At 72.1% G+C, this 24,939-nt stretch carries 20 protein-coding genes; 12 read left to right on the top strand and 8 right to left on the bottom strand.

What is annotated here, in order from left to right:
• Positions 1 to 112 precede the first annotated feature (112 nt).
• Complete coding sequence (grpE, locus tag ACZ6TB_RS38480) at positions 113 to 754, bottom strand: nucleotide exchange factor GrpE (protein WP_465563356.1); 642 nt, start codon at positions 752 to 754, stop codon at positions 113 to 115.
• Positions 751 to 2,637 (bottom strand): molecular chaperone DnaK, encoded by a 1,887-nt coding sequence (gene dnaK, locus ACZ6TB_RS38475; RefSeq protein ID WP_465563353.1) that lies wholly within the window; start codon positions 2,635 to 2,637, stop codon positions 751 to 753. Before dnaK ends, grpE begins: the two co-directional genes overlap by 4 nt.
• Positions 2,638 to 2,989: 352 nt before the next feature.
• Between dnaK and ACZ6TB_RS38470 the strand changes: the two genes are divergently transcribed.
• The 3 genes from ACZ6TB_RS38470 to ACZ6TB_RS38460 are packed head-to-tail and all read left to right on the top strand — an operon-like array spanning position 2,990 to position 8,068.
• A complete protein-coding gene (locus tag ACZ6TB_RS38470) occupies positions 2,990 to 5,143 on the top strand; it encodes an ABC transporter (protein ID WP_465563350.1) in 2,154 nt (717 codons plus the stop codon).
• On the top strand, positions 5,140 to 6,822 hold the full coding sequence (locus tag ACZ6TB_RS38465) for a GTPase (RefSeq protein WP_465563348.1): 1,683 nt from the start codon (positions 5,140 to 5,142) through the stop codon (positions 6,820 to 6,822). Before ACZ6TB_RS38470 ends, ACZ6TB_RS38465 begins: the two co-directional genes overlap by 4 nt.
• Positions 6,823 to 6,856: 34 nt before the next feature.
• Complete coding sequence (locus ACZ6TB_RS38460) at positions 6,857 to 8,068, top strand: hypothetical protein (RefSeq protein WP_465563345.1); 1,212 nt, start codon at positions 6,857 to 6,859, stop codon at positions 8,066 to 8,068.
• Positions 8,069 to 8,077: 9 nt separating this feature from the next.
• On the opposite strand, the gene ACZ6TB_RS38455 is transcribed toward ACZ6TB_RS38460, so the two are convergent.
• Positions 8,078 to 9,424 carry a hypothetical protein gene (locus tag ACZ6TB_RS38455; RefSeq protein WP_465563342.1) on the bottom strand — a complete coding sequence of 449 codons (1,347 nt, stop codon included), beginning with the start codon at positions 9,422 to 9,424 and terminating at the stop codon, positions 8,078 to 8,080.
• 430 nt (positions 9,425 to 9,854) lie between these two features.
• On the opposite strand from ACZ6TB_RS38455, the gene pdhA reads away from it, so the two are divergent.
• The 6 genes from pdhA (at position 9,855) to ACZ6TB_RS38425 (ending at position 19,553) form a co-directional block, all read left to right on the top strand.
• Positions 9,855 to 10,994 carry a pyruvate dehydrogenase (acetyl-transferring) E1 component subunit alpha gene (gene pdhA / locus ACZ6TB_RS38450; RefSeq protein ID WP_465563339.1) on the top strand — a complete coding sequence of 380 codons (1,140 nt, stop codon included), beginning with the start codon at positions 9,855 to 9,857 and terminating at the stop codon, positions 10,992 to 10,994.
• Complete coding sequence (locus ACZ6TB_RS38445; RefSeq protein WP_465563400.1) at positions 10,991 to 11,980, top strand: alpha-ketoacid dehydrogenase subunit beta; 990 nt, start codon at positions 10,991 to 10,993, stop codon at positions 11,978 to 11,980. The genes pdhA and ACZ6TB_RS38445 overlap by 4 nt, the downstream gene beginning before the upstream one ends.
• A gap of 5 nt (positions 11,981 to 11,985) precedes the next feature.
• Entirely contained in the window at positions 11,986 to 13,380 is a 1,395-nt protein-coding gene (locus ACZ6TB_RS38440; protein WP_465563337.1) for a dihydrolipoamide acetyltransferase family protein, read from the top strand.
• Between the two features lie 178 nt (positions 13,381 to 13,558).
• Positions 13,559 to 13,696 (top strand): hypothetical protein, encoded by a 138-nt coding sequence (locus tag ACZ6TB_RS38435; protein WP_465563334.1) that lies wholly within the window; start codon positions 13,559 to 13,561, stop codon positions 13,694 to 13,696.
• A gap of 352 nt (positions 13,697 to 14,048) precedes the next feature.
• A complete protein-coding gene (locus ACZ6TB_RS38430; protein WP_465563332.1) occupies positions 14,049 to 17,684 on the top strand; it encodes a hypothetical protein in 3,636 nt (1,211 codons plus the stop codon).
• Between the two features lie 57 nt (positions 17,685 to 17,741).
• Positions 17,742 to 19,553 carry an NHL domain-containing thioredoxin family protein gene (locus ACZ6TB_RS38425; RefSeq protein ID WP_465563329.1) on the top strand — a complete coding sequence of 604 codons (1,812 nt, stop codon included), beginning with the start codon at positions 17,742 to 17,744 and terminating at the stop codon, positions 19,551 to 19,553.
• A gap of 95 nt (positions 19,554 to 19,648) precedes the next feature.
• Here the strand turns inward: ACZ6TB_RS38425 and ACZ6TB_RS38420 are convergent, their stop codons facing one another.
• The 3 genes from ACZ6TB_RS38420 to ACZ6TB_RS38410 are packed head-to-tail and all read right to left on the bottom strand — an operon-like array spanning position 19,649 to position 21,865.
• Positions 19,649 to 20,425 carry a LamB/YcsF family protein gene (locus ACZ6TB_RS38420; RefSeq protein WP_465563397.1) on the bottom strand — a complete coding sequence of 259 codons (777 nt, stop codon included), beginning with the start codon at positions 20,423 to 20,425 and terminating at the stop codon, positions 19,649 to 19,651.
• Positions 20,421 to 21,263: a 5-oxoprolinase subunit C family protein gene (locus tag ACZ6TB_RS38415; protein ID WP_465563326.1), complete on the bottom strand. Its 843-nt coding sequence runs from the start codon at positions 21,261 to 21,263 to the stop codon at positions 20,421 to 20,423. Before ACZ6TB_RS38415 ends, ACZ6TB_RS38420 begins: the two co-directional genes overlap by 5 nt.
• Complete coding sequence (locus tag ACZ6TB_RS38410; RefSeq protein WP_465563394.1) at positions 21,260 to 21,865, bottom strand: 5-oxoprolinase subunit B family protein; 606 nt, start codon at positions 21,863 to 21,865, stop codon at positions 21,260 to 21,262. Before ACZ6TB_RS38410 ends, ACZ6TB_RS38415 begins: the two co-directional genes overlap by 4 nt.
• Positions 21,866 to 21,944: 79 nt before the next feature.
• Between ACZ6TB_RS38410 and trhA the strand changes: the two genes are divergently transcribed.
• Entirely contained in the window at positions 21,945 to 22,622 is a 678-nt protein-coding gene (gene trhA, locus ACZ6TB_RS38405; protein WP_465563324.1) for a PAQR family membrane homeostasis protein TrhA, read from the top strand.
• On the opposite strand, the gene ACZ6TB_RS38400 is transcribed toward trhA, so the two are convergent.
• Positions 22,613 to 22,984, bottom strand: a complete 372-nt coding sequence (locus ACZ6TB_RS38400) for a winged helix-turn-helix transcriptional regulator (protein ID WP_465563321.1) — start codon at positions 22,982 to 22,984, stop codon at positions 22,613 to 22,615. The genes trhA and ACZ6TB_RS38400 overlap by 10 nt on opposite strands.
• Before the next feature lie 110 nt (positions 22,985 to 23,094).
• Here ACZ6TB_RS38400 and ACZ6TB_RS38395 point away from each other — a divergent pair, with 110 nt between their 5' ends.
• Positions 23,095 to 23,931, top strand: a complete 837-nt coding sequence (locus tag ACZ6TB_RS38395) for an SDR family oxidoreductase (RefSeq protein ID WP_465563319.1) — start codon at positions 23,095 to 23,097, stop codon at positions 23,929 to 23,931.
• Positions 23,932 to 24,006: 75 nt separating this feature from the next.
• Here ACZ6TB_RS38395 and ACZ6TB_RS38390 read toward each other — a convergent pair whose 3' ends face one another.
• Positions 24,007 to 24,291: a DUF6458 family protein gene (locus ACZ6TB_RS38390; protein ID WP_465563316.1), complete on the bottom strand. Its 285-nt coding sequence runs from the start codon at positions 24,289 to 24,291 to the stop codon at positions 24,007 to 24,009.
• Between the two features lie 89 nt (positions 24,292 to 24,380).
• On the opposite strand from ACZ6TB_RS38390, the gene ACZ6TB_RS38385 reads away from it, so the two are divergent.
• A complete protein-coding gene (locus tag ACZ6TB_RS38385; protein ID WP_465563313.1) occupies positions 24,381 to 24,899 on the top strand; it encodes a SixA phosphatase family protein in 519 nt (172 codons plus the stop codon).
• Positions 24,900 to 24,939 lie beyond the last annotated feature (40 nt).

Raw genomic sequence — 24,939 nt, 5'->3', positions numbered from 1 at the left:
CCCCCCCCCCCCCCCCCCCCCCCCCCCCCCCCCCCCCCCCCCCCCCCCCCCCCCCCCCCCCCCCCCCCCCCCCCCCCCCCCCCCTCCCCCCCCCCACCCCGAGCCTGTGAGATCACTCCGGGTCGGCCACCGCGACCAGGGCGGGCCGCAGCAGCCGCTCGCCCAGCGTGTAGCCCCGGCGCATGACCTCGATGCAGGTCGCTTCCGTGACGTCGGCCGACGTCTGGTGCGCGACCGCCTCGTGCCGGTTGGGGTCGAACGGGTCGCCCTTCTCGCCGAAGGGGGTGAGCCCGAGCTTTCCGGTCACCGCGGTGAGCGACTCCGCCACCGAGGCGAACGGACCGACCAGGTCGCCGTGCTCGCGTGCCCGGTCGATGTCGTCGAGCACCGGCAGCAGCGCGGTGAGCACGGCTCCCGTGGTGAGCTCGGCGGCCGCCGCCCGGTCGCGGTCGACCCGCTTGCGGTAGTTGGCGTACTCCGCCGTCACCCGCTGCAGGTCGTGCGTCCGCTCGTCGAGCTCGCCGCGCAACGCCTCGAGCTCGGCTCCGAGCGCGGGCTTCGCCGGCTCGGTCTCGGCCGGGACCTTGGTGCCATCTTCCGGGTCGGCGGCGCGGTGGGCGCCGCCGCCCGGCTTCTCCTTGACCTCGGCAGTGCCCTTGGCCTTGCCCTCGGTCTTCGGGTCTATCTTGCGGCGGTCCCGGATGACGACCCGCTCGGTCGCCTGACCGTCGTTCTCGTCGTCCGCGGCAGTCACTTCTTGTCGTCCTCCACGATCTCGGCGTCGACGACGTCGTCGCCACCGCCACCACCGGCCGCCGGGCCACCGGCCGTCGGGCCGGCACCGGTCGCGCCACCGGGCGCCTGGGTGCCGTCGGCGCCGCCGGTCGCGGCCTGCGTGCCGTCACCCTGCGAGTAGAGCATCGATCCGGCCTCCTGCGACACCTGCGACAGCCGCTCGTGCGCCGACTTGATCTTCTCGATGTCGGAGCCGCCGAGCGCGCCGCGGAGGTCGCCGAGGGCCTCGTTGATGTTGTTCTTGCTCTCCTCGGGCAGCTTGTCGCCGCTCTCGGCCAGGAACTTCTCGGTCTGCCACTGCAGCTGCTCGGCCAGGTTGCGGGTCTCCGCGTCCTCGCGGCGCTTCTTGTCCTCGTCCGCGTGGTCCTGAGCGTCGCGCATCATGCGCTCGATGTCGTCCTTCGGCAGCGCGGAGCCGCCGGTGATCGTCATCTTCTGCTCCTTGCCCGTGCCCAGGTCCTTGGCGGACACGTGCACGATGCCGTTCGCGTCGATGTCGAAGGAGACCTCGATCTGCGGGACCCCGCGCGGAGCCGGCGCGATGCCGCTGAGCTCGAAAGTGCCGAGCTTCTTGTTGTACGCCGCCATCTCGCGCTCGCCCTGGAAGACCTGGATCAGCACGGAGGGCTGGTTGTCGTCGGCCGTGGTGTAGACCTCGGAACGGTGCGCCGGGATGGTCGTGTTGCGCTCGACCAGCTTGTGCATGATGCCGCCCTTGGTCTCGATGCCCAGGGACAGCGGGGTGACGTCGAGGAGCAGAACGTCCTTGACCTCGCCCTTGAGCACGCCGGCCTGCAGAGCGGCACCGACGGCGACGACCTCGTCCGGGTTGACGCCCTTGTTGGGCTCCTTGCCGGTCATGCTCTTGACCAGGTCGGCGACGGCCGGCATACGCGTCGAGCCGCCGACCAGGATGACGTGGTCGACGTCGGAGAGCTTGACGTCGGCGTCCTTGATCGCGGACTCGAACGGGCCCTTGCAGCGGTCGAGCAGGTCCTGCGTCATGCGCTGGAACTCGGCCCGGGACAGCGACATGTCCAGGTGGAGCGGGCCGTCCGGGCCGGCCGTGATGTAGGGCAGGTTGATGCTGGTGGTGGTCGCCGCGGACAGCTCGATCTTCGCCTTCTCGGCGGCCTCGCGCAGACGCTGGAGGGCCATCTTGTCGGCGCCCAGGTCGATGCCGTGCTCACCGCGGAAGGTCTTGACCAGGTGGTCGATGACCCGCTGGTCCCAGTCGTCGCCGCCGAGGTGGTTGTCGCCGGAGGTCGACTTGACCTCGATGACGCCGTCGCCGAGCTCGAGCAGCGAGACGTCGAAGGTGCCGCCGCCGAGGTCGAAGACCAGGACGGTCTGCTCCTTGGAGCCCTTGTCCAGCCCGTAGGCCAGGGCGGCCGCGGTCGGCTCGTTCACGATCCGCAGGACGTTCAGGCCCGCGATCTCGCCGGCCTCCTTGGTGGCCTGGCGCTGCGCGTCGTTGAAGTAGGCCGGGACGGTGATGACCGCGTCGGTGACCTGCTCACCGAGGTACGCCTCGGAGTCGCGCTTGAGCTTCATCAGAACCCGCGCCGAGATCTCCTGCGGCGTGTACTTCTTGCCGTCGATGTCGATCGACCAGTTGGTGCCGATCTCCCGCTTGACCGAGCGAATCGTCCGGTCGGGGTTGGTCACCGCCTGGCGCTTGGCGACCTCACCCACGAGCACCTCGCCGTTGCGGGCGAAGGCGACGATGGACGGGGTCGTCCGGGAGCCCTCCGCATTGGCGATGACGGTGGGCTCGCCTCCTTCCAGAACGCTGACGCAGGAGTTCGTGGTGCCGAGGTCGATGCCGACCGCACGTGCCATGGTGTTCCTCGCTTCATTACAAGGCTGCGTTACAAGGTTGAGTGGATCCGACTCAATGATGCCACGGGCCGGCCACCCGTCAAATCGAAGTTGAGCCAACTCGGCGCAAGGGGCTTCATCCCGCCAGCACTTCGGTAGATACCTGTCCGGTCACGGCATACCGGCACCTGTTGTCCTGCATGCATAGATCAGGCACTCTTTACCCGTGACGACGCACGGTGACGCGGTCGGTCCATCGGCCATATCCGCCGTGGACGCCGCAACGCAAGAGCCTGCCGGATCGGACGAGAAGGGTCTGACGAGCGCGGTTTCGACCGATGCCGGGAACAACTCTGATCCTACGGACCCCGTCGTGCCCCGTCAGCCACATCCCGATCCCGAGGCCGGCCCACCCGAGCCGGCCGATGACGTCGTCGCCGAGAGTGATCCCGAAGCCAAGATCGAGTCGACGGAAGAGGGCGCCGAGTCGCCCGAACCCCCGGCGGCAACCGAGAATTCATCGGACTCCGAGGTCGGGCAAAATGGTCATAAGGACCAGACCGAGGAACCCACCGAAGAGGCGGAGATCACGAAACCGGAGCCGGAGCCGACGCCCGAGCCCACGGCCGAGCTGACGCCGGAGCCGGAGCCGACGCCCGAGCTGGAGCCCACGGCCGAGCTGGAGCCCACGGCCGAGCTGGAGCCCACGGCCGAGCTGACGCCGGAGCCGACGCCCGAGCCGGAGCTGACGGCCGAGGTAACGCCCGAGCCCACGACCTCGACGGCCCTCGAGCCGCTGCCGGTCGAGCCCCCGCCCGCGGTCGGACATCTGGCCACCGCGTTGAGCCGGCTGCGCGCGGCGATCGGCGGCGCCTCGTACCCCCTGGTCATGCCTTCGGCCGAGGAGGCCCGCCGGGTCGGCGCCGCCCTCGTGGCCCAGCTCGACGACTACCTTCTTCCGCGCCTCGCGCGGCTCGACGCGCCGCTGCTCGTGGTCGTCGGCGGCTCCACCGGCGCCGGCAAGTCGACCCTGGTCAACAGCCTGGTCCGGGCCCCGGTCAGCACCGCCGGCGTGCTCCGGCCGACCACCCGCTCCCCGGTGCTGGTCAGCAACGCCGCCGACCTGGCCTGGTTCCGCCAGGGGCAACTGCTGCCGGGACTGGTCCGCACCCCGGAGTCGAGCCCCGATCCCCGTACGCTCCAGATCGTGTCCGCCCCCGCGCTCGGCGCCGGCCTCGCGTTCCTCGACGCGCCCGACATCGACTCGGTGGTGGCCGGCAACCGGCAACTCGCCGCGCAGCTGCTGGCCGCCGCCGACCTCTGGCTGTTCGTGACCACGGCCGCCCGCTACGCCGACAACGTCCCGTGGGAGCTGCTCACCACCGCCCGGCTGCGCGGCACCGTCATCGCGCTGGTGCTCGACCGGGTGCCGGCCGAGGCCGCCGCCGAGATCACGGCTCACCTGCGCGAGATGCTGACCGCCCGCAACCTCGGCGCCGCGCCGCTGTTCGTGCTGCCCGAGACCACCCTGGACGGCCAGGGCCTGATCGCCGAGGACGTGATCGGCCCGCTGCACGACTGGTTCGGCCAGCTCGCCGCCGACTCCTCTGCCCGCTCGGCGGTGGTGCGACAGACCCTGGACGGCGCGCTCGCCGCGCTCGGCCCGGCGGTGTCCGGCCTGGCCGACGCCGCCGACGAGCAGGCCGTCGCCGCCCGCGCGCTGGACGAGCGGGTCACGGTCGCCTACCGCACCGCGCGGCAGACCGTGGTCGAGGGCCTGCGCGACGGCCGCCTGCTCCGCGGCGAGGTGCTCGCCCGCTGGCAGGAGTTCGTCGGCACCGGCGAGTTCATGCGCACCCTGGAGAACAAGGTGGGCCTGCTGCGCGACCGGCTCGTCTCGGCGATCACCGGGCGGCCGCTGCCCGGGCGCAACCTTCAGACGGCGCTGGAGTCGCAGCTGGTCACCCTGCTGCGCGGGGTTTCGACGGACGCGGCCGAGCAGGCGTACGCGGCCTGGCAGGCCCACCCGGCCGGCGCCGCCCTGCTCCGGCCCGAGTTGCAGCGCGCCTCGGCCGACCTGCCGCAACGCGCCGACCGGCTGGTGCGCGACTGGCAGCAGTGGGTGCTCGGCCTGGTGCGCGAGCAGAGCGCGGAGAAGCGGGTGGTCGCCCGCGGCGCCGCCTACGCGGTGAACGGCGCCGGCCTCGCCGTGATGATCGCCGTCTTCACCTCGACCGCGTTCATCCCGACCGGGCTCGAGGTCGCGGCCGGCGTCGGCACCACGGTGGCGGCCCAGAAGGTGCTCGAGGCCGTCTTCGGCGACCAGGCGATCCGCGGGCTGGCCAACCGGGCCCGGGAAGACCTGCTGTTCCGGGTCGGCGAGCTGCTCGACGGCGAGGCCGCCCGGTACACCGAGCGCACCGCGGCCACCGGGCTCGACACGGCGCCCGCCGCCGAGCTGCGCCGGGCCGCGCTCGACGTGGAGGACGCGCGGAACGAACTCGCGTTGACGGGGAGCGCGACATGAGCTTGATTGAGAAGGTGCGTGGGGCGCTGACCGGTACGGACGGCCGGGTGGACGCCGAGGAACTGGTCGAGCGGCTCGACGCGCTGGCCAAGTTCCTCCGGCTCGTGGACCCGTACCTGCCGGACGCCGACCTGGTCGCGGCCCACACGCTGGTCGAGCGGGCCGGCACCCGGCTGGCGCTGTCCCGCGACCACACCGTGGTGGCGCTGGCCGGCAGCACCGGCAGCGGCAAGTCCAGCCTCTTCAACGCGCTCGCCCGGCTGAAGCTCTCGCCGGTCGGGGTGCGGCGGCCGACCACCGGCGCCGCGCACGCCTGCGTCTGGGGCCCGCTGGAGCCGGCGAACCGGCTGCTCGACTGGATCGGGGTGCTGCCTCGCCAGCGCTTCATCCGGGAAAGCGCGCTCGACGGCGACGACGAGGCCGCCCTGCGCGGGCTGGTGCTGCTCGACCTGCCCGACTTCGACTCGATCGAGCGCAGCCACCGGCTCGAGGTCGACCGGCTGCTCGGCCTGGTCGACCAGGTGGTCTGGGTGGTCGACCCGCAGAAGTACGGCGACCGGATCCTGCACCAGGCCTACCTGTCGCAGTTCCGCGCGCACTCGGGCGTCACGATCGTCGTGCTCAACCAGGCCGACCGGCTGTCCACCAGCGACACCGAGGTCGTGCTCGGCGACCTGCGGCGGCTGCTGGAGGAGGACGGCCTGACCGGCGCGCCGGTGATGGCCACCTCGGCCAAGCAGCCCGGCATGCTGCACGAGCTGCGCGAGACGCTGGAGAAGACGGTCGCCGACCGCCAGGCCGCGCTGCGCCGCCTGGCCGGCGACCTCGAGTCGGTGGGCGAGCCGCTGATGGCCATGATCGGGCCACCGGCGGCCGAGGACGAGGTGGACCGGGCGACCGTACGCCAGCTGTCCGACGCGTTGTCGGCATCGGCCGGCGTGGGCGCGGTCGCCGACGCCGCCGCCGGCTCCTACCGGCACCGGGCCACGGCCGCGACCGGCTGGCCGGTTCTGCGGGGCCTGCGCCGGCTGCGGCCCGACCCGCTGCGCCGGCTGCACCTGGGCGCGAAGAAGCCCACCGACGCCGTCTCCACCGACATCGTGCCGCGCACCTCGGTGCCCGAGGCCGATGCCGCCCAGAAGTCGGCGGTCGGCATCACCGTGCGCGCGGTCGCCGATCGCGCGGCCGCGCCGCTCCCGCCGATGTGGGCGCCCGCGCTCAACACGGCGGCGCGCTCCCGCGTCAACGACCTGCCGGACGCGCTCGACCGGGCGGTCGCCAAGACCGACCTGGGCGCCGACCGCACGCCGCTCTGGTGGCGGGGCGTCGGCGGGCTCCAGTGGCTGCTCGTGGCGGCCGCCGTCGCCGGGCTGGGCTGGCTGCTCGCCGGTTACGTGGTTCGCGTCCTCGGCCTGCCCGAGCTGCGCTATCCCAAGGTCGGCGCGGTGCCGATGCCCACGCTGCTGCTGCTCGGCGGCCTGATCTTCGGCGTGCTGCTCTGGCTGCTGCTCAAGCCGATCGTCGACTGGGGCGCGCGGCACGCCCGGAAACGGGCCGAGCAGCAATTGCGGGCCTCGGTCACCGAGGTCGCCCGCGAATACGTGGTGGCGCCGGTCCGCGAGGTGCTCAACGCGTACGCCCAGGCGCGCGAGTCCCTCACGACCGTTCGTTCGGAGTAGTCTCCGAGCGTCGCGGTCCCGGTACGCTCGCGATATGCCCGAGTCATCGAGTCCGTACGAGGCGGTTCTGCACGCGGCACGCGACGTGGCGAAGCTCGACTGCGCCCTGGACGCGGAGTTGCTGGGCACCGCGCTGCTCGGCAGCGTCTACTCGGTGGCGGTCGCCGATCGGGCCACGGCGGTGCGCGACTTCGTGGGACATTTCCTCGCCGCGACCACGCGGCGTCGCACGGCGGCGGCCACGACCATCCGCGAGGTCTTCGCGACCCTGGTGCCCGACGCGGCGGGGGCGGGACAGGTCCGGCGGGGCGCTCAAGCGCCGTCGTGGGCGGCCCAGCTTGGTCGCGTACGGCCGACCGGTTGCTACGCCTACGGCGATGTCTATGGTGACCAGACGTCCTATCTGGTCACCTTCGCCTACGAGGACGAGGAGGACGGCGGGCCCGAGCACGCGGTCGTGGCCCTGGTCGACCACAACATCGGCATCACCAAGGACGTCTTCGTCGGCGCCTCGGCCGAGCGCGTGCTCCAGCAGGTGCGCGAGATGTGCGCCGAGGACGACCTGACCTGGTTCCGCGAGGAAGACCCGGGCCGGCTGCGCGACGAGGTCGACCGGCACCTGGCGATCACCGACGGCCTGAGCTCGCTGCCGTCCGAGGGCTCGCTTGCCACCGACCGCGCGCTGGCCGCGGCCCGGCTGGCGCTGCTGCCCGCCGCCACCACGCCGCCGCTGGTCGAGCCGCCGCGCGCGAGCGGCACCGATGTCTCCCGCGACTTCCTGGCCAGCGCCGAGGCGGCCCGCTTCGGCCTCGACCGGGTCGGCGACGACGAGTTGCCCTCGCTGCACTTCTGCCTGAGCCTGCTGCTCGACCACGCGGCGACGCTGCCCGGCGCCGACCCGGTGCGCTGGAGCCCGGCGGTGGCCGGCCTCTTCCTGCTCGACTGGGTGCACCGGCGGGCGGTCCTCGACATGGACGACGCGGCCATGCTGCCCCGGGTGACGCGCGCCTGGTCGGCCTACACGGCCCGGCGCCGCGGCCTGCCCGAGGCGGCCGCCACCCAGACCGACGAGACGGTCGACGAGATGGTGCCCGAGTTCGCCCGGCTCTACGCGACCGGCGAGCGGCGCAGCCCGGCCACGGCGGCCGTGGCCCAGCTCATCTCGGAGGGCGTCGACCCCGACGACACCGATGCGATCGATGCGTGGATCGAGGCCAACCGCAACCACCTCGAGGGCGGCGCCTAGGCAAGACCCTCACCAGCGGCCGCTCAGGTCCTCGGACGGCTCGGCGTGGTGGCGTCCCACCCGGGAGCTGCGGCGCTGGGCCGGGGTCTGGTCGTCGGCGTGGTGCAGGCTGCCGGCCCGGTGACTGCCGCGGTACGGCTGGTTCGCGAGCCGGTTGTCCTCGGTGCGCGCCTCGGGGATGTGCCGGAGGCCGTTCGGGTTGCCCGGGGCGTAGCTGCGCTCGAGGATGCTGGCGGCGCGAATGTTGTGCGGTCGGTCGGACACTGCTGGCCTCCGGCGGTGCTCGGACCGGTCGGTCGACCGGCGGCTGACGATGGGACGCGTGTCGTGGCGGACGACGCGGCGCGAGCCGTGGCGTCCGGTCGGGTCGATGTGGACGGTGACCGACCGGGCGACGCCGGCGCGGTGGCTCGACCAGTGCGCCCGGCGGGTGCTGCTCTCGCAGTGGCGGTGCCGGGACCAGTCGGGCCGGTGGTGGTGCGACGACTTGTCGTCACAGTTGCCGCGCTCGTGGCAGAAGGGCCGGGTCGACCAGGCCGGCGGCTCGTCGGACCGCCCCGGCCCGGAAGGATCGTCGCCGGACGAGTCCGAATCATCCGATGAGTCCTGGGAATCCGACAAATCCGGGTCATCCGACGAATCGGTGTCGTCGGAAGACGCGTGACCGTCCGAAGAGGAAGACTGGTCGCCCGAAGAAGACTGGTCACCCGAAGAAGAGTGGCCCCCGGAAGACGACTGACTCCCGGAAGAAGACTGGCCCCCAGAAGACGCGGAAGAAGAGTGGCCCCCGGGGGAGGAGCCAGAGGGAGAGCCGGCCGAAGACTCGTCACCGGAGGAAGACGACCCTTGACCGGCCGAACGACCCCGCACCGGGGGCAGATCCGAAAGACCGGGCATACCGGGCAATGCCGGAAACGCCGCCATCGACGGCACGTCATCCGCGTCCCCGGACCCGCCGGACTTGTCAGAACCGGACGTCGACCGATCATCCGCGGGCGACGGCTCCCCGCCGTACGGGGACGGCTTGATCTTGCCGATCTCCCCCGCGAGTCGCCCCGCCCGGGCGAAAGCGGCACCGGCCGGCGAAGAAGGTGAAGCGGGCGCGATCGGACCGGGCGAGGCCGGCGGCAGGAACGGGATGTCCATGGTGTCGGTCTTGCCGTCGGCGAGCTCGTTCGACCCGGCGGTGATCGCCGCGAGCGTCGGCACCGACGCCAGCCCGACCAGAAGCGCCACGATGAGCACATACCGTCGCGTCGGTCCCGAGAAGCCGGAATCGGCCCGGTAGACCCCGTTCAGCCGTTTCCGCATCACCTTCAGCGGCGGCACGAGGTCGTCGTCTGGCTGCTCCGGCACGGCCGGTTCCCTCCCTGCGCTGAACCCGAACGAATGATCAACATGGATCGGTCTCGGTCATCGGGATGAACGACGCACCCGCGTCGGCGCAGCGGTAAAAGCGGGCCGTTCGTACGGTAGTGACCGTACGAAAAGTACTTATCCGGACAAACACGGACGCCGATGTGACGGCAGAATTTCCCGACTGTGATCGACCCGACCTGTAACGACGCTCACGTTCTCTGTCAGGATGAAGACGACGGCACCGCCGCCGTCGCCTTCCGCCGATCCAGCGGGGCGAGGTGGGGACCGTCACTCCCCGGCGGGGTCAGGACCCACGTCGAGACGTCGCGCGGCAACCTCACCAAGGTCAGGCGCGGCGACCCCCAGCGGTTCGCCGCGCGGACGGGCAACACCCGCCGCGGGCGCAGAGATGAACAGGGAGACACGGATGGCGAACGGCGACAGCGAAGTGGGGGCGGACGCCCCAGCCGGCGGCTTCGTCCAACTGCTCACCCCCGACGGGGAACGCGTCGACAGCGTCACCACGGCGGACGGCATGACCTACTCGGTCGACTTCACCGACGACGAGTACCGCGAGCTCTACCGCGACCTGGTCACGGTCCGGCGGCTCGACGCCGAGGCGACCGCCCTGCAGCGCCAGGGCGAGCTCGGCATCTGGGCGAGCCTGCTGGGTCAGGAGGCGGCTCAGGTCGGTTCCGGCCGGGCGCTGCGCCGGCAGGACATGGCGTTCCCGACCTACCGCGAGCACGGCGTCCTCTACTGCCGCGGTATCGACCCGATCATGCCGTTCGGCCTGTTCCGCGGCGTCGACCAGGGCGGTTGGGATCCGAATGAGTTCAAGTTCAACACGTACACGATCGTGATCGGCTCGCAGACGCTGCACGCGACCGGATACGCCATGGGCGTCACCATGGACGGCAAGACCGGCAACGCCGACGGCGAGGCCGTGATCGCGTACTTCGGCGACGGCGCCACCAGCCAGGGCGACGTCAACGAGGCGTTCGTCTGGTCCGGCGTCTTCCACGCGCCGATCGTCTTCTTCTGCCAGAACAACCAGTACGCGATCTCCGAGCCGCTCGAGCGCCAGACCCGCATCCCGCTCTACCGGCGTGCGCTGGGCTACGGCTTCCCGGGCGTCCGGATCGACGGCAACGACGTGCTGGCGAGCTACGCGGTCACCCGGGCCGCGCTCGACCAGGCCCGCAACGGGCAGGGCCCGACGCTGATCGAGGCGTACACCTACCGGATGGGCGCGCACACCAGCTCCGACGACCCGACCCGCTACCGCATCGCCAGCGAGGTCGAGGCGTGGAAGGCGAAGGACCCGATCGCCCGGGTCAAGGCCTTCCTCGCCAAGCAGCAGATCGCCGACGACGCGTTCTTCGGCGAGGTCGACGAGGCCGCCAAGAAGCTCGCGCTCGACCTGCGCGAGCGGGTGCTGGCCATGCCCGACCCGCAGCCGGTGACCCTGTTCGACAACGTCTACCCGCACGGTTCGCCCGAGATCGACGCCCAGAAGGCCGAGTTCGAGCGGTACCACGCGTCGTTCGAGGGGAGCGCCCACTGATGGCCGAGACGATCACCCTGGGCAAAGCCCTCAACCACGGCCTGCGCCGCGCCCTCGAGGACGACCCCAAGGTCGTCATCATGGGCGAGGACGTCGGCAAGCTCGGCGGCGTCTTCCGCATCACAGACGGCCTGCAGAAGGACTTCGGCGACGACCGCGTCATCGACACCCCGCTCGCCGAGTCGGGCATCGTCGGCACCGCGATCGGCCTGGCCATCCGCGGCTACCGGCCGGTCTGCGAGATCCAGTTCGACGGGTTCGTGTTCCCGGCGTTCAACCAGATCGTGGCCCAGGTCGCGAAGATGTACTACCGCTCGCTCGGCAACGTGCGGCTGCCGATCGTCATCCGCATCCCGTTCGGCGGCGGCATCGGCGCGGTCGAGCACCACTCCGAGTCGCCCGAGGCGCTCTTCGCGCACACCCCCGGCCTCAAGGTCGTGAGCTGCGCGAACCCGGCCGACGCGTACACGATGATCCGGCAGGCGATCCGGTCGGACGACCCGATCGTCTTCTTCGAGCCCAAGCGGCGGTACTGGGAGAAGGGCGAGGTCGACCTCGACACCCCGCTCGGCGATGCCTTCCCCCTGCACGAGGCCCGGGTCGCCCGCCCGGGCACGGACGCGACGCTCCTGGCGTACGGGCCGATGGTCCGCACTTGTTTGGATTCGGCCGCCGCGGCCGCCGAGGATGGCCGCAACCTCGAGGTCATCGACCTGCGCTCGCTCTCCCCGCTCGACATGGGCACGGTCTACGAGTCGGTGAAGCGCACCGGCCGGGCCATCGTCGTGCACGAGGCGCCGGGCAACCTGGGCCTCGGCGCCGAGCTCGCCGCGCGCATCACCGAGGAGTGCTTCTACTCGCTCGAGGCGCCGGTGCTGCGGGTGACCGGCTACGACGTTCCCTATCCGGCGGCGCGGGTCGAGGAGGAGTACCTCCCCGATCTCGACCGGGTGCTGGACGCCGTCGACCGTTCGTTCGGCTGGTGAGCCCGATGTCCCGGATCAAGGAGTTCACGCTGCCCGATCTCGGCGAGGGCCTGACCGAGGGAGAGATCCTCTCCTGGCTGGTCAAGGTCGGCGACACGATCGAGCTGAACCAGCCGATCGTCGAGGTCGAGACGGCCAAGGCGGCGGTGGAGATCCCGGCGAAGTGGGCCGGCGTCGTCACCAAGATCTTCCACGAGGCGGGCACGACGGTCGAGGTGGGCGCGGCGATCGTCGCGATCGACACCGACCCGTCGGGCGGCGACCTTCCCGAGCCGTCGGCGGAGTCGCTGGCGGCGGTCGAGATCGCGCCGGCCGAGGGCGCGGTCGAGCCGGGGCTGATCGGGGGTCCGGCGCCGGGTGGGCGTACGGCGGTCCTGGTGGGTTACGGTCCGCGTACCACGAGCGCCAAGCGACGACCCCGATCGGGTACGCCCGGAGCACCGCCCCCCACGGTTGCTGCTCCCCCGGTTCCGGTTGCTCCCCCGTCGCCTGTTGCTTCCCCCACGCCTCCCGCCACCAACGGGAAAGCCCTGGCCAAGCCCCCGGTCCGCAAGCTGGCTCGCGATCTGGGTGTCGACCTCGCGACGATCACCGGCAGCGGGCCGAAGGGCTCGGTGACGCGGGATGACATCCAGAAGGCGGCCGCTCAGCCCTCGTCGCCCGCCCCCGTCGCCGCCGCCGCGGTTTTCGACGCCTCGCGCGAGCAGCGGATCCCGGTCAAGGGGGTCCGGAAGCTCACCGCCGAGAACATGGTGGCCTCGGCCTTCTCGGCGCCGCACGTCACCGAGTTCCTCACGGTCGACGTCACCAAGTCGATGAAGGCGGTCGAGAAGCTCAAGGGCCGGCGCGAGTTCGCCGACGTGCGCATCTCGCCGCTGCTGCTGGTGGCCAAGGCCGTGCTGCTCGCGGTGCAGCGCCACCCGATGGTCAACTCGACCTGGTCCGGCGAGACGGGCGAGATCATCATCAAGGAGTACGTGAATCTGGGCATCGCCGCGGCGACCGAGCGCGGACTCATCGTTCCCAACATCAAGGACGCCGGGCGTCTCACGTTGCGGGAGCTGGCCGAGGCGCTGAACACACTCGTGCAAGTGGCGAAGTCGGGCAAGACGCCTCCGGCCGACATGTCCGCCGGCACCCTGTCGATCACCAACGTCGGCGTCTTCGGGGTCGACAGCGGGACCCCGATCCTGCCGCCGGGCGAGTCGGCGATCCTGGCGTTCGGCGCGATCCGGCCGACGCCCTGGGTGCACAATGGCAAGATCAAGATCCGTCAGGTGACCACGCTCGGGCTGTCCTTCGACCACCGGATCATCGATGGTGAGCTGGGCTCCCGCTTCCTCCGGGACATCGGCGACTTCCTCACCGACCCGGAGTCGGCGCTGCTGTCCTGGACGTAGGCATACTTCAGAAAGTTAGGCAACGGATTATTCCGACCTTCGATCGTTAGGCAGGTGCTCCGGATCACCCCCTAATTCGTTGGCACCACGGGCCGGGCCGAGACACAATTGGTCTTGCCTCGGTACGAGGTAAAAGACGTGGCCCCGACCCAGGGCCAAAGGGGATGTGAGCAGCACCATGAGCATCGTCGACCGCGTTCGCCAGCGTCGGCTGATCAACCGTCAGAGCCGGGCTCTCGACCGGGCGTGGCAGTCCGCGCCCACCCGGGCCATGCGTGACGAGATCGCCATCTTCGCCCAGCGCAAGACCTTCTGATCCAGAGCATTACGGCGGCCCGCCCGGAGACATCCGGACGGGCCGTTTTCTCTTTGAAGTCCTCCTTAAAGATCCGTTCGCCGTCCCCTTCCGGACGTACACCGGGATTCCTCCTGTCGCTCCGGCCCGGTACGGTTGGGCACGGTTCTCGACCCGGCTCGACCGGCGTCAGCCGGCTCGCCCGGCTGACACCTCGCCCGGCTGGAGCGGGAGCCGGGGCCTCCGGAGGCGCAACCGCGCCGGCGGTCCCGCACGGCCTGGCCCTCAGAGCTGGGCACGGCGCGCCGGCTCGTTGGCCGGTGAGTCGCGTCCGTGCAAAGCTGGCACGGCCGCATTGACGAGGGAGGCGCTCATGACGTCCGAGGGGCAGTACGCCGGTTCGCAGCCGGCCGAGGCCACGTCGGGCGGACCCACGTCGGACGAATTCCCGCCGGACGCTGACGGACGGCGGATCGCGGGCCGGGCCTCGGCCCCGCCCCCCACCGACGGATTCCCGAGCTCGTACGCTCCGCCCCCGCCGGCCACGCCCAACGGCGGCTCGCCGTTCGTGGTCCCCGCGGTCAACACCTTCGGTTCCGGCTCCGACAGCGCGCGCGAGCGCCCGGCCGCGCCGCCCGGCACGTCCTACGGGTCGGCCCGGGTGCCGTCGCCCGGTCAGCCGCCGTCGCCCTTGACCTCGCCCTCGGTATCGCCCGAGTCTGAGCGTGGGGCCGCGTCGCCTTATGGGTCGGTCACCCCCGGCACGGCCGCTTCGCCGTACGGCTCGGTCTCGCCGACGCCGGCGTCGTCGTTCCCGCCACCCCCCGCGTCCTCGTTCCCGCCGCCGCCCGCCGCGGGCTCGGCGCCGTTCGTGCCGGCCTCCGGCAACGCCCCCGAGCCGCCGCGCTCGGCGTGGGCGCCGCAGCAGGCCTCCGCACCCACCGACAGCCCACTGCCGCAGCGCACCCCGGCCTCGGTCGACCCCGGCACGATCGGCGAGTTCGACGGTTTCGCGGCCGGCACTCCCGGCCGAGGCACCGTCGCCGAGCAGCCCGAGGTCGACCCGGCCACCGGCCGCCCGCCCGGCGTCTCCGTCTTCGGCGCCCAGCGCGTCCGCGTCCCCGGCGCCACCCTCACCGACCTGCCCGACGGCCCGCCGCCGACCCGTTCCGGCGACAGCGGCGGCTTCCCGCCGCTCCCGCCCGCCGCCGCGGATGAGGCCAACCGCTCCGAAGCCGGCCGCTCCGAGGCCAGTCGCTCCGAAGCCGGCCGCTCCGAGGGCAGCGGCTTCCCGCTGCGCGGCGGCGGCAACACCGCCTTCCCGACCCGCCGGGGCGAGAGCGGCGGCTTCCCGCTGCGCGGCGCCTCGACCATCCCGCCGGCGCCGCACCTCGGCGAGCCGACGTCGGACCAGCCGGCCGCCCAGCCGCCGGCCCCCGTCACCGACCTGCCGATCCGCAGCCAGCAGGCGCCCTTCGGCACGCCGCCCGGCGCCTCGTTCAACGCTTTCGGCTCGGGCCCAGCCGGCGGCGAGCAGTCCGACCCGTTCGGCCGCCGCCCCGCCGCCGCCGATGAGGCCGGTGGCCAGCCCGACTCCTTCGGCCGCCGCCCCGCCGCCGATGCGGCCGGTGGTCAGCCCGACTCCTTCGGCCGCCGCCCCGCCGGGGAACCGGCCGATGGTCAGGCCGACCCCTTCGGCCGCCGACCCGCCCCGGAATCGGCCGAACCCTTCGGCCGCCGACCCAGCGCGGAAGCGGGCGACTCGTTCGGCCGCCGCTCCGCCGAGCCGACCGGCGGCGAGCAGTCCGACCCGTTCGGCCGGCGCCCCGCCGCCGAGCCGGCCGGTGGTCTGCCCGACCCCTTCGGCCGTCCTTCGGGCGATCAGCCGGTCTTCGGGTCGGCCCGCCCGGGTTCGCCGGCCGTGGGCGGTTCCGCGTCCGTGTCCGGCTCCGGCCCCGCGCCGTCGTCCTTCGAGTCGGCGCGGCCGGTCTCGTCGGGCACCTACGGCTCGGCCAAGCCTTCGTCTCCCGCCGCGTCCCATGGCGAGAGCGAGCCTTCTCCGTTCGGCGACCGCCCCTTCGGTGAGCGTCCCGACGGGGCTTCCCCGTTCGGCGAGCGCCCGGAGTCGGCGCCCCCGTTCGGCGAGCGCCCCGAGTCGCCGTCGCGCTTCGGCGAGCCGGCCTCCGCGCCGCTCGGCGAGCGGCCCGGTGCGGCTTCCGCGCCGTTCGGTGAGCGGCCCGGTGCGGCTTCCGCGCCGTTCGGTGAGCGGCCAGGTGCGGCTTCCGCGCCGTTCGGTGAGCGATCCGACTCTTCGCCGTTCGGTGAGCGACCCGGCTCTACGCCGTTCGGCCAGCGGCCCGGTTCGGCGGCCGCGGCCTTCGGTGACCGGTCCGCGTCGCCCTTCGGTGGCGGCGACTCCGACCGGCCGGATGACCACGCGCCCTACCGGCGTCCCGAGCCGCCCTCCCCCGACACCGACCGCGGCGGCTACCCCCAGCGGGTGCCCGGCGCTGCCCTCGGTGCGGTCGGCGGTACTCCTTCCGTCTCCGGCGGCGCTCCTTCGGTTTCCGGCGGTGCTCCGTCCGTGTCCGGCGGCGCTCCCGCCCTGCCGGAGAGCCGCTCGGTCCCGGCACCGCGCGACTCGGCCGAAAGCTCGCCCGCCGTCGGCTCGGCCCGCCCGGTGACCGCGAGCGCCTCGGTGCCCACGGCCAGCCGCGCCGGCGTCGACCCGGCCGAGATCCCGCCCCCGGTCGCCGCGCCGCAGGCCAAGGTCTACGGCCGTCCCGCCGCCCCGGTCGACCCCGAGGCCGACGAGCCCGCCGCCGACCCCACTCCGGAGGCGAACGACGACTTCGGGTCCCCGGCCTTCACCCTGCGCCCCGGCGCCGGCGACGAGTTCGGCGCATCCGAGGTAGCCCCGCAGTCCCCGGCCCGCGCCACCGCCCGCGCCTCGGCGAGCGCCCGCGTGGCCCCGCCCACCCCGCCGGCCCCCGACCAGCCTCGCAGCGGCGCGCCCTTCGGCAGCGGCCCCGACCAGGCATCGCCCTTCGGCGCCCCGCCCGAGCAGAAGTCTCCGTTCGGCCCGCCGCCCGGCCAGCCGTCGTCGTTCGGCCCGCCGCCCGGCCAGCCGTCGTCGTTCGGCCCGCCGCCCGGCCAGGCTCCGTCGTTCGGGCCGCCGCCCGGCCAGCCGTCGCCGTTCGGGCCGCCGCCCGGTGAGGCTCCGTCCTTCGGTGAGGCTCCGCCGTTCGGTGAGCCTCCGTCCTTCGGCCCGCCGCCCGGCCAGCCTTCGCCGTTCGGCGCCCCGCCCGAGCCGGCCGGCCCGTTCGGCCCCCGCCCCGAGCAGCAGTCGGGCCCGTTCGGCCCGCGCCCGGAGGGGTTCGGCGGCGACCAGCCCCGCAACCTGCCGTCGTTCGCCGACCTGACCACCCCGTCGCCCAACGGCAACGGTCCGGGCACCGGCTACGCGCCCGAGCAGTACAGCGAGCACACCACCGACATCGCCGGGCGGGACAACAGCAACCCGTACGCCCCGCAGTTCCCGCCGCCGCCGAACGGCCCCATGCCGGAGTTCGGCAACGTGGCGAACCGGGCCACGGTGACCCCGCCCAGCCCGGAAGACACCACGAACTGGCCGAGCCCCGGCGGTGAGGGCCGCTTCGACCAGTTCAAGCCCGACGGCACGCCGGCCAAACCGGAGACGCCGCACGTGCGGATGCTTCCGATCCTGGTCGCCGTCGTCATCGGCGCGGTGCTGCTGCTCGGCGTCGTGTTCGGCATCGTCTATCTGGTGGCGGGCGGCAAGAACGAGGGCTTCAGCGCGACCACCGGCGAGTGCGTGAAGCGCGACGGTACGGCCGCGGTGCAGGCCAAGTGCTCGGACGCGCAGTCGTTCCAGATCACGTCGATCGTGGACGACAAGTCGAAATGCACCGACCCCCAGCAGCCGTACGTGATCAACCCGACCGGCGACGGCAAGAACCAGGTCCTCTGCCTCAAGCCCAACAGCTGATGTCATCCTGACCACCTTCGTGCCGGACCGGCCCGCCCGGTGCGGCACGATGGTGCGATGACTGCGCGCGTGCGGGCGCCCGAGCTTCGGGGCCGAGGCTGGCTGAACACCGGTGGCAAGGATCTGACCCTCGCCGACGTCCGCGGCAAGATCGTGCTGCTGGACTTCTGGACGTTCTGCTGCATCAACTGCCTGCACGTCATCGACGAGCTGCGCCCGCTCGAGGAGAAGTACGGCGACGCCCTCGTGGTGATCGGCGTGCACTCGCCGAAGTTCGAGCACGAGCGCGACCCGGTGGCGCTGGCCGCCGCGGTCGAGCGCTACGGCGTGCACCACCCGGTGGTCGACGACCGCGACATGCACCTCTGGCAGCAGTACGCGGCCAAGGCGTGGCCGACGCTCGCGGTGATCGACCCGACCGGCTATCTGGTCGCCTCGATGGCCGGCGAGGGCCACGCCGAGGGCCTGTCCCGCCTGATCGACGAGCTGATCGTCAAGCACACCGCCGACGGCACGCTGCACCGCGGCGACGGCCCGTACGTGCCACCGGCCGAGCCCCACACGCTGCTCCGGTTCCCCGGCAAGGCGGTCGAGCTGCCGAACGGCAACCTGCTGGTCTCCGACTCCGCCCGGCACTCGATCGCCGAGCTGACCGCCGACGGCGAGACGCTGGTCCGCCGCTACGGCAGCGGCGAGCGGGGCGAGCCGTTCAACGAGCCGCAGGGCCTCCTACTCCTGCCCGGGGCGGTCGCCGAGCGGGTCGGCTACGAGGTGCTGGTCGCCGACACCGTCGATCACCAGCTGCGCGGCCTGAACCTGACAACCGGCGACGTCAGCCTGGTCGCGGGATCGGGCCGCCCGTGGCGTACGGCAATCGAAGGATCGAAGCCCGCCCTGACCGCCGACCTCTCCTCGCCGTGGGACCTGGCCTGGTTCGACGGCAAGGTCATCGTCGCGATGGCCGGCATCCACGAGCTGTGGTGGTTCGACCCGGCCGAGGGCACCGTCGGCGTCTACGCCGGCACCACGGTCGAGTCCCTGCGCGACGGCCCGATCCCCGACGTCTGGATGGCCCAGCCGTCCGGCCTGTCCGTCGGCGGCGACCGCCTGTGGATCGCCGACAGCGAGACGTCCGCCCTGCGCTACATCGAGGCCGGCGTCATGCACACCGCGGTCGGCCAGGGCCTGTTCGATTTCGGGCACGTCGACGGCCCGGCCAATCAGGCGCTGCTCCAGCACCCGCTCGGCGTGGCCGCCCTGCCCGACGGCTCGGTCCTGGTAGCCGACACCTACAACGGCGCCGTCCGCCGCTACGACCCGGTGGCGGACGAGATGTCCACAGTCGACGCGGGCCTGGCCGAGCCGAGCGACATCATCGTCACGAGCGCGGGCAACGTGATCGTGGTCGAGTCCGCCGCCCACCGCCTGACCCACCTGGCCCCCGGCGTGGTCAAGACCGTCGCGGGCGAGCGCCGCAAGACCGAGCGCCCGCCGTCCCCCGTCGCCGCCGGCCCCCTGACCCTGGACGTGATCTTCACGCCCGCCCCCGGCCAGAAGCTCGACACCCAGTTCGGCCCGTCCACCCGCCTCGAGGTCTCGGCCTCCCCGCCGGAGCTCCTGCTGGAGGGCGCCGGCGTCACGACGGACCTGTCCCGCCCGCTGGTGATCAACCCGGAGGTCCGCACGGGCATCCTGCAGGTCGTGGCCCAGGCGGCGACGTGTGATGTGGACGTCGAGTTCGCCGCCTGCCATTTGACTCGCCAGGACTGGGGCGTGCCGATCGTGGTGACCGAGGGCGGCCCGACCCGCCTGCCGCTGATCTTGCGTGGCATGGACGACGCTCAGCCGGCCGAGGCTCAGCCGGCCTGACGAGCGAGGACCGCGGTCGAAGGCCGCGGTCGAAAGCCGAGGTCGAAGGCCCGCCCCCACCCGATCAGTGGGTGGGGGTGGACTTTACGGCCCCCCTACGACAATTTCGGCGGACTATCCACAGGCCGGAACGGCGCGACCACCCGCCCCGCCCCCATCAACCCCTCCCGCACCCGGAAAGCCAACTCCACGGCCCCCGGCGTATCCCCGTGGACGCAGATCGACTCCACCCGGCAGGCCACATCCGCACCCTCCGACGTGGCGACGACCCCGGAGACGGCCATCCGGACGGCCCGCGCCACGACGTCCTCCGGCTCATGCACCAGCGCGCCCGGCGACGACCTCGGCACGAGCGTCCCGTCCACCCGATAGCCCCGGTCGGCGAACCCCTCACCCACGACCGTCAACCCCGCCGACGACGCCAACCGGGCCAGCATCGACCCCGGCTGGCACAACACCGGCAGCCCCGGGTCATAGGCGACCACCGCGTCCACCACCGCCGACGCCTGGCCTTCGTCCACGGCCGCCGTGTTGTAGAGCGCCCCGTGCGGCTTCACATACGACACCCGGCCGCCGGCAACTCGGCAGAACGCCTCCAACGCTCCCATTTGGTACAACACATCGTCACGGAGCTCATAACGCTCATACTCGATGCGGCGCCTACCAAATCCGGCTAAATCGCGATAGGCGACTTGTGCGCCCACGGCCACACCGCGTGCGATCGCGGACGCGCAGATGCGGTGCATGGTGGCGGGGTCACCGGCGTGGAAGCCGCAGGCCACGTTCGCCGAAGTCACGATCTCGAGCAGGGCCTCGTCATCACCGAGGGTCCAGCGGCCGAACCCCTCGCCGAGGTCCGCGTTCAGGTCAATCGACGGCACGGAACCGCACCGTACTCCCCGGCCGCGCCTGCGCGAGCGGCGTCACGTCCTCGACCACGCCGATCACCGGGTAACCGCCGGTCGTCGGGTGGTCGGCCAGGAAGATCAGCGGCTGCCCGTCCGCCGGCACCTGCACGGCGCCGAGCACCACCCCTTCCGGGGGCAGTTCGCCCGGCTGGGTGCGGGTCAGGGCGCTGCCGGCCAGCCGGCATCCGACGCGATTGCTCAAGGGCGAGATGGCGTACGCGTGGGAGAACAGCCCTTCTGCCTCAAACCACTCGTCCCGGGGACCCAGCCGCACTCCCAGCACCAACTCGCCCGCCGGCTCGATGCGCGTATCGGTAAGCAGAGCAAAGGGCTCGGCGGCGATGTCCCGGGGACCGAGCGACAGCGTCATCCCGTCGACCAGCTTCGGCGGCCCCAGCCCGGAGAGCGTGTCCGTCGAGCGACTCCCCAGCACCGGCTCGACGTCGATTCCGCCGGCCACCGCGACGTACGACCGCACCCCGCGCCGGGCCCGCCCGACGTCCAGCACCGCACCGGCGGGCACCGGCACGACCGACGACGAGGCGACCGGCGAACGGTCGACCCGCACCTCGGCCTCGGCCCCGGTCACCGCCACCAGCGCCGCCGTCTCGAACCGCAGCGCGCAGCCCATCAGCGTCGTCTCCAGGCCGGCCGCGGACGGATCGTTGCCGACCAGCGCGTTGGCCCGGCCCAGCGCCGCGCTGTCCAGCGCCCCCGACCGGGGCACCCCGAGGTGGGCGTAGCCGGGGCGGCCGAGGTCCTGGACGGTCGTCAACGGCCCGGCGCGCAGCACCGTGATCACGACGCCACCAGCCGGACCCGGGCGCCCGGTGTCAACAACGCCGGCGGCTCACGGCGTACGTCGAAAAGCTCTTGATCGGTATGACCCACCAGGCGCCACCCGCCGGGCGAGGCCGACGGATAAATTCCGACATACGGGCCGGCCAGGCCGATCGCGCCGGCCGGCACTCGCGGGCGAGGGGACGGAAGCCGGGGTACGGCCCACTCCGCCGGCAGACCGCGCAGATAGGAGAAACCCGGAGCGAAGCCGCAGAAGGCGACGGCAAGATCCAGCGACAGGAGCCGCGTGATCGCCTCGGGAACTGGGACATTCCACTGCGAAGCGACATCCGAAAGGTCCGGCCCGTCGAATGTGGCTGGAATCTCGATGAGCGGCCCGGGGTCGCCGAAGTCGGCCACCGGTTCCGGAAGGCGGGACAGATAGGACCCGATCGAGGGATCCACGCCATCGAGCAGCACCGTTCGAGCGCCGGGCACGATGTCGGCCACGCGCAGCTCACCGGCCTCGCGCCGCCGCCAGAGGTCGGCACGCCAGGCTTCCACCTGTTCGGCATCGCGACATTCGATGAGCAGCGCGCTGCTACCGGCAGGCCTTAACCTCATGAACATCATCTTGCCGGACGCATCCGGGTGAGCGGCTTCACTACTGGCCAGTAACCTACGGTGCCGTAACCTGGGAGGCGTGACGACCACCGCACCGTTCCGGATGAAACCGGCCGATCTCGGCAAACCACGCCTGCGCGGCCGCCTACACCAGTACGCCTTCTTCGTCGCCCTCGTCGGCGGCGTCGTGCTCTGCTCGATCGCGCTCAGCCGTCCGGGGATCGCCCCGTTCCTGAGCTGCCTGATCTACAGCACGACCGTCTGCGGCCTGTTCGGGATCAGCGCCCTCTACCACCGCCGGGTGTGGAGCGAGCGCGGCTACCAGATCATGCGCCGCATGGATCACTCGATGATCTTCATCTTCATCGCCGGCACCTACACGCCGTTCTGCGTGGAGCTGCTCTCGCCCGGCAAGGCGACGCTGATGCTGAGCCTGATCTGGGGCGGTGCGCTCGGCGGCGTGGCGCTCAAGGTGATCTGGCCGCATCTGCCGCGCTGGGCCGGCGCGCCGCTCTACGTGGCGCTGGGCTGGGCCGCCATCGCGATCCTGCCCGACGTGCTGCACGTCGGCGGCGTGGCCTGCCTGGTGCTGCTGGTCGTCGGCGGCGTGATCTACACGGTGGGCGCGGTCTTCTACGCGCTGCGCCGGCCGAACCCGTGGCCGAACATCTTCGGGCACCACGAGTTCTTCCACGCTTGCACGCTGGTGGCGGCGATCTGCCACCACATAGCCGTGTATTTCGCCCTTTACGCCTGAGCCTGCGCCTGCACCGCGTCGTACGTCGAGCGGGCGGCCTGCACGTCCTCGATGTGCGTCTCCGCCCACTTCTCCAGGCCCTCGACCAGCCCGTAGAGGCTGCGCCCGAGGTCCGTCAACGCATAGTCGACGCGGGGCGGGACGACCGGATACACCGTACGGCTGATGAGCCCGTCCCGCTCGAGCCCGCGCAACGTCTGCGTGAGCATCTTCGGGCTGACCCCCTGGATGCGCTTGGCGAGCTCGGTGTACCGATGCGGCCCGTCGACGAGCATCACCACGATCAGGACACTCCACGTGTCGCCGATCCGGTCGAGGATCTGCCGGCTCGGGCAGTCCTTGGCGTAGGCACTGACTTCCACCTGCTAACTATCTCTCAGGTGAGTACTGCACTTCAAGGTGCCCACTATCGATTGGGAAGTGATCTCTGACCTGCGAAGTTACGCTGTCTACAACCGTGAAGGAGACAGCTATGACCATCGTCGTCACCGGCGCCACCGGGCACCTCGGCCGCCTCGCCATCGAGTCCCTGCTGGCCAAGGGCATCCCGGCGAGCGAGATCGTGGGCATCGGCCGCCAGCTCGACAAGATCGCCGACCTCGGGATCACCACGAAGAAGGTCGACTACGACGACGTCGACGCGCTCACCGACGCGTTCGCCGGCGCCGACAAGGTCCTGTTCATCTCGGGCAGCGAGGTCGGCAAGCGCATCCCGCAGCACACCAACATCGTCGCCGCGGCCAAGAAGGCGGGCGTCGGCCAGATCATCTACACCAGCGCGCCCAAGGCCGACACCAGCGACATGCAGCTGGCCGGCGAGCACCTGGCCACCGAGCGGATGATCGCCGAGTCCGGCCTGCCGCACGTGATCCTGCGCAACGGCTGGTACATCGAGAACTACAACGTCGAGCAGGCGCTCGCGCACGGGCTGTTCGGCGCCGCGGGTGACGGCAAGATCGCCGGCGCCACCCGGGCCGACCTTGCCGAGGCCGCGGCGTCCGCGGTGGCCGGCGACGGTCACGCCGGCAAGGTGTACGAGCTGGGCGGCGAGCCGTTCACGATGGCCGAGCTGGCCGCCGAGATCTCCCGGCAGTCCGGCCAGCCGGTCACCTACACCGACCTCACCCCGGAGAAGTACGCCGAGCTGCTGGTCGGCGTCGGGCTGCCGGCCGCGTTCGCCGAGGTGCTGGCCGATTCGGACCGGGCCGCGTCCGAGGGTGCGCTCTACGTGCCGCGCACCGACCTCGAGGCGCTGCTCGGCCGCCCGGTGACTCCGTTGGCGACCGCGATCGAGTCCGCCCTCAAATGAGAAAGCGCGACGCCGACCCGTCCGCCTAGGGGGGTGGCGGCAGGTCGGCGTCGCGAGCTTGGAGCGACTGCGAAATCAGTAGCCGGGCGGCGGGGGCGGCGGCGAGTCCTCGCGCCGCGTCTCCCGGTACTCGGCCGCGTAGCCGGCGCCCGGGCCGGCCACCGGGGTCTGGGTCTGCCGGGTCACCACGGTGCGGCGCCGGCTGTTCCAGTACCAGAGCGTGATGATGAGGCCGACCAGGCCGGCGGCCATCAGAATCCAGCCGATGACGTTGATGTCGATTCCACTGATGCTCGCGTTGACGGCGAACGCCAGAATCGCCCCCACCGCCAGCAGGAAGATGCTTCCGCCGATGCCCATCGTCGGGCCTCCTTGATCTTCACCGGGGTCAATGCGTCGTTCCGGGGTTTACCCACGCGATCGAATCCTCAATCAGGCAAGCTGTTCCCATGACCGCACGGACGCTCGTACTCCTCCGGCACGCCAAGGCCGAGACCCCCGGCGCCGACCCCGATTTCGACCGCCGGCTGACCACGCGGGGCGAGACCGACGCGGATGCGGCCGGCGCCTGGCTGGCCGACGAGCGCATCCATCCCGACCTGGTGCTGTGCTCGCCCGCGGCGCGTACCCGGCAGACCTGGCAGGGCGTTTCGATCGCGCTCGCGCAGGCCCAGCCGGGCCTGGTGTCACCCGAGGTGCGTTACGAGAAGGGTTTGTACGCGGGCGGCCGCACCGAGGTGTTCGACCTGCTCCGCGCGGTGCCCGACACGGTGCGAACGATCCTCGTGGTCGGCCACAACCCCACCATGTCCGAAGTGTCCATCCTGCTCATCCCGAACGACCAGTGGGACGGGCAGGAGGTCGAGCTGCGCACCTCCGGGCTGGCCGTCCACCGTGCCGAGAGCTCGTGGTCGCAGACCGAGCCCGGCTCGATGCGCCTCGTCGAGAGGCACACGAGCCGGGGCTGACGCTGGTCATGGAAATGCCGAAGGCCGGCGGACGCCATTG

This window comes from Actinoplanes sp. NPDC051537, assembly GCF_055586105.1.
This window is presented reverse-complemented; position numbering and strand designations above follow the sequence as displayed.

Excerpts from the sequence above, each read along its gene's own strand:
- dnaK (WP_465563353.1), bottom strand. The coding sequence starts at position 2,637 with ATGGCACGTGCGGTCGGCATCGACCTCGGCACCACGAACTCCTGCGTC.
- ACZ6TB_RS38465 (WP_465563348.1), top strand. The coding sequence starts at position 5,140 with ATGAGCTTGATTGAGAAGGTGCGTGGGGCGCTGACCGGTACGGACGGC.
- ACZ6TB_RS38460 (WP_465563345.1), top strand. The coding sequence starts at position 6,857 with ATGCCCGAGTCATCGAGTCCGTACGAGGCGGTTCTGCACGCGGCACGC.
- pdhA (WP_465563339.1), top strand. The coding sequence starts at position 9,855 with ATGGCGAACGGCGACAGCGAAGTGGGGGCGGACGCCCCAGCCGGCGGC.
- ACZ6TB_RS38440 (WP_465563337.1), top strand. The coding sequence starts at position 11,986 with ATGTCCCGGATCAAGGAGTTCACGCTGCCCGATCTCGGCGAGGGCCTG.
- ACZ6TB_RS38435 (WP_465563334.1), top strand. The coding sequence starts at position 13,559 with ATGAGCATCGTCGACCGCGTTCGCCAGCGTCGGCTGATCAACCGTCAG.
- ACZ6TB_RS38430 (WP_465563332.1), top strand. The coding sequence starts at position 14,049 with ATGACGTCCGAGGGGCAGTACGCCGGTTCGCAGCCGGCCGAGGCCACG.
- ACZ6TB_RS38425 (WP_465563329.1), top strand. The coding sequence starts at position 17,742 with ATGACTGCGCGCGTGCGGGCGCCCGAGCTTCGGGGCCGAGGCTGGCTG.
- ACZ6TB_RS38410 (WP_465563394.1), bottom strand. The coding sequence starts at position 21,865 with ATGAGGTTAAGGCCTGCCGGTAGCAGCGCGCTGCTCATCGAATGTCGC.
- ACZ6TB_RS38395 (WP_465563319.1), top strand. The coding sequence starts at position 23,095 with ATGACCATCGTCGTCACCGGCGCCACCGGGCACCTCGGCCGCCTCGCC.
- ACZ6TB_RS38390 (WP_465563316.1), bottom strand. The coding sequence starts at position 24,291 with ATGGGCATCGGCGGAAGCATCTTCCTGCTGGCGGTGGGGGCGATTCTG.
- ACZ6TB_RS38385 (WP_465563313.1), top strand. The coding sequence starts at position 24,381 with ATGACCGCACGGACGCTCGTACTCCTCCGGCACGCCAAGGCCGAGACC.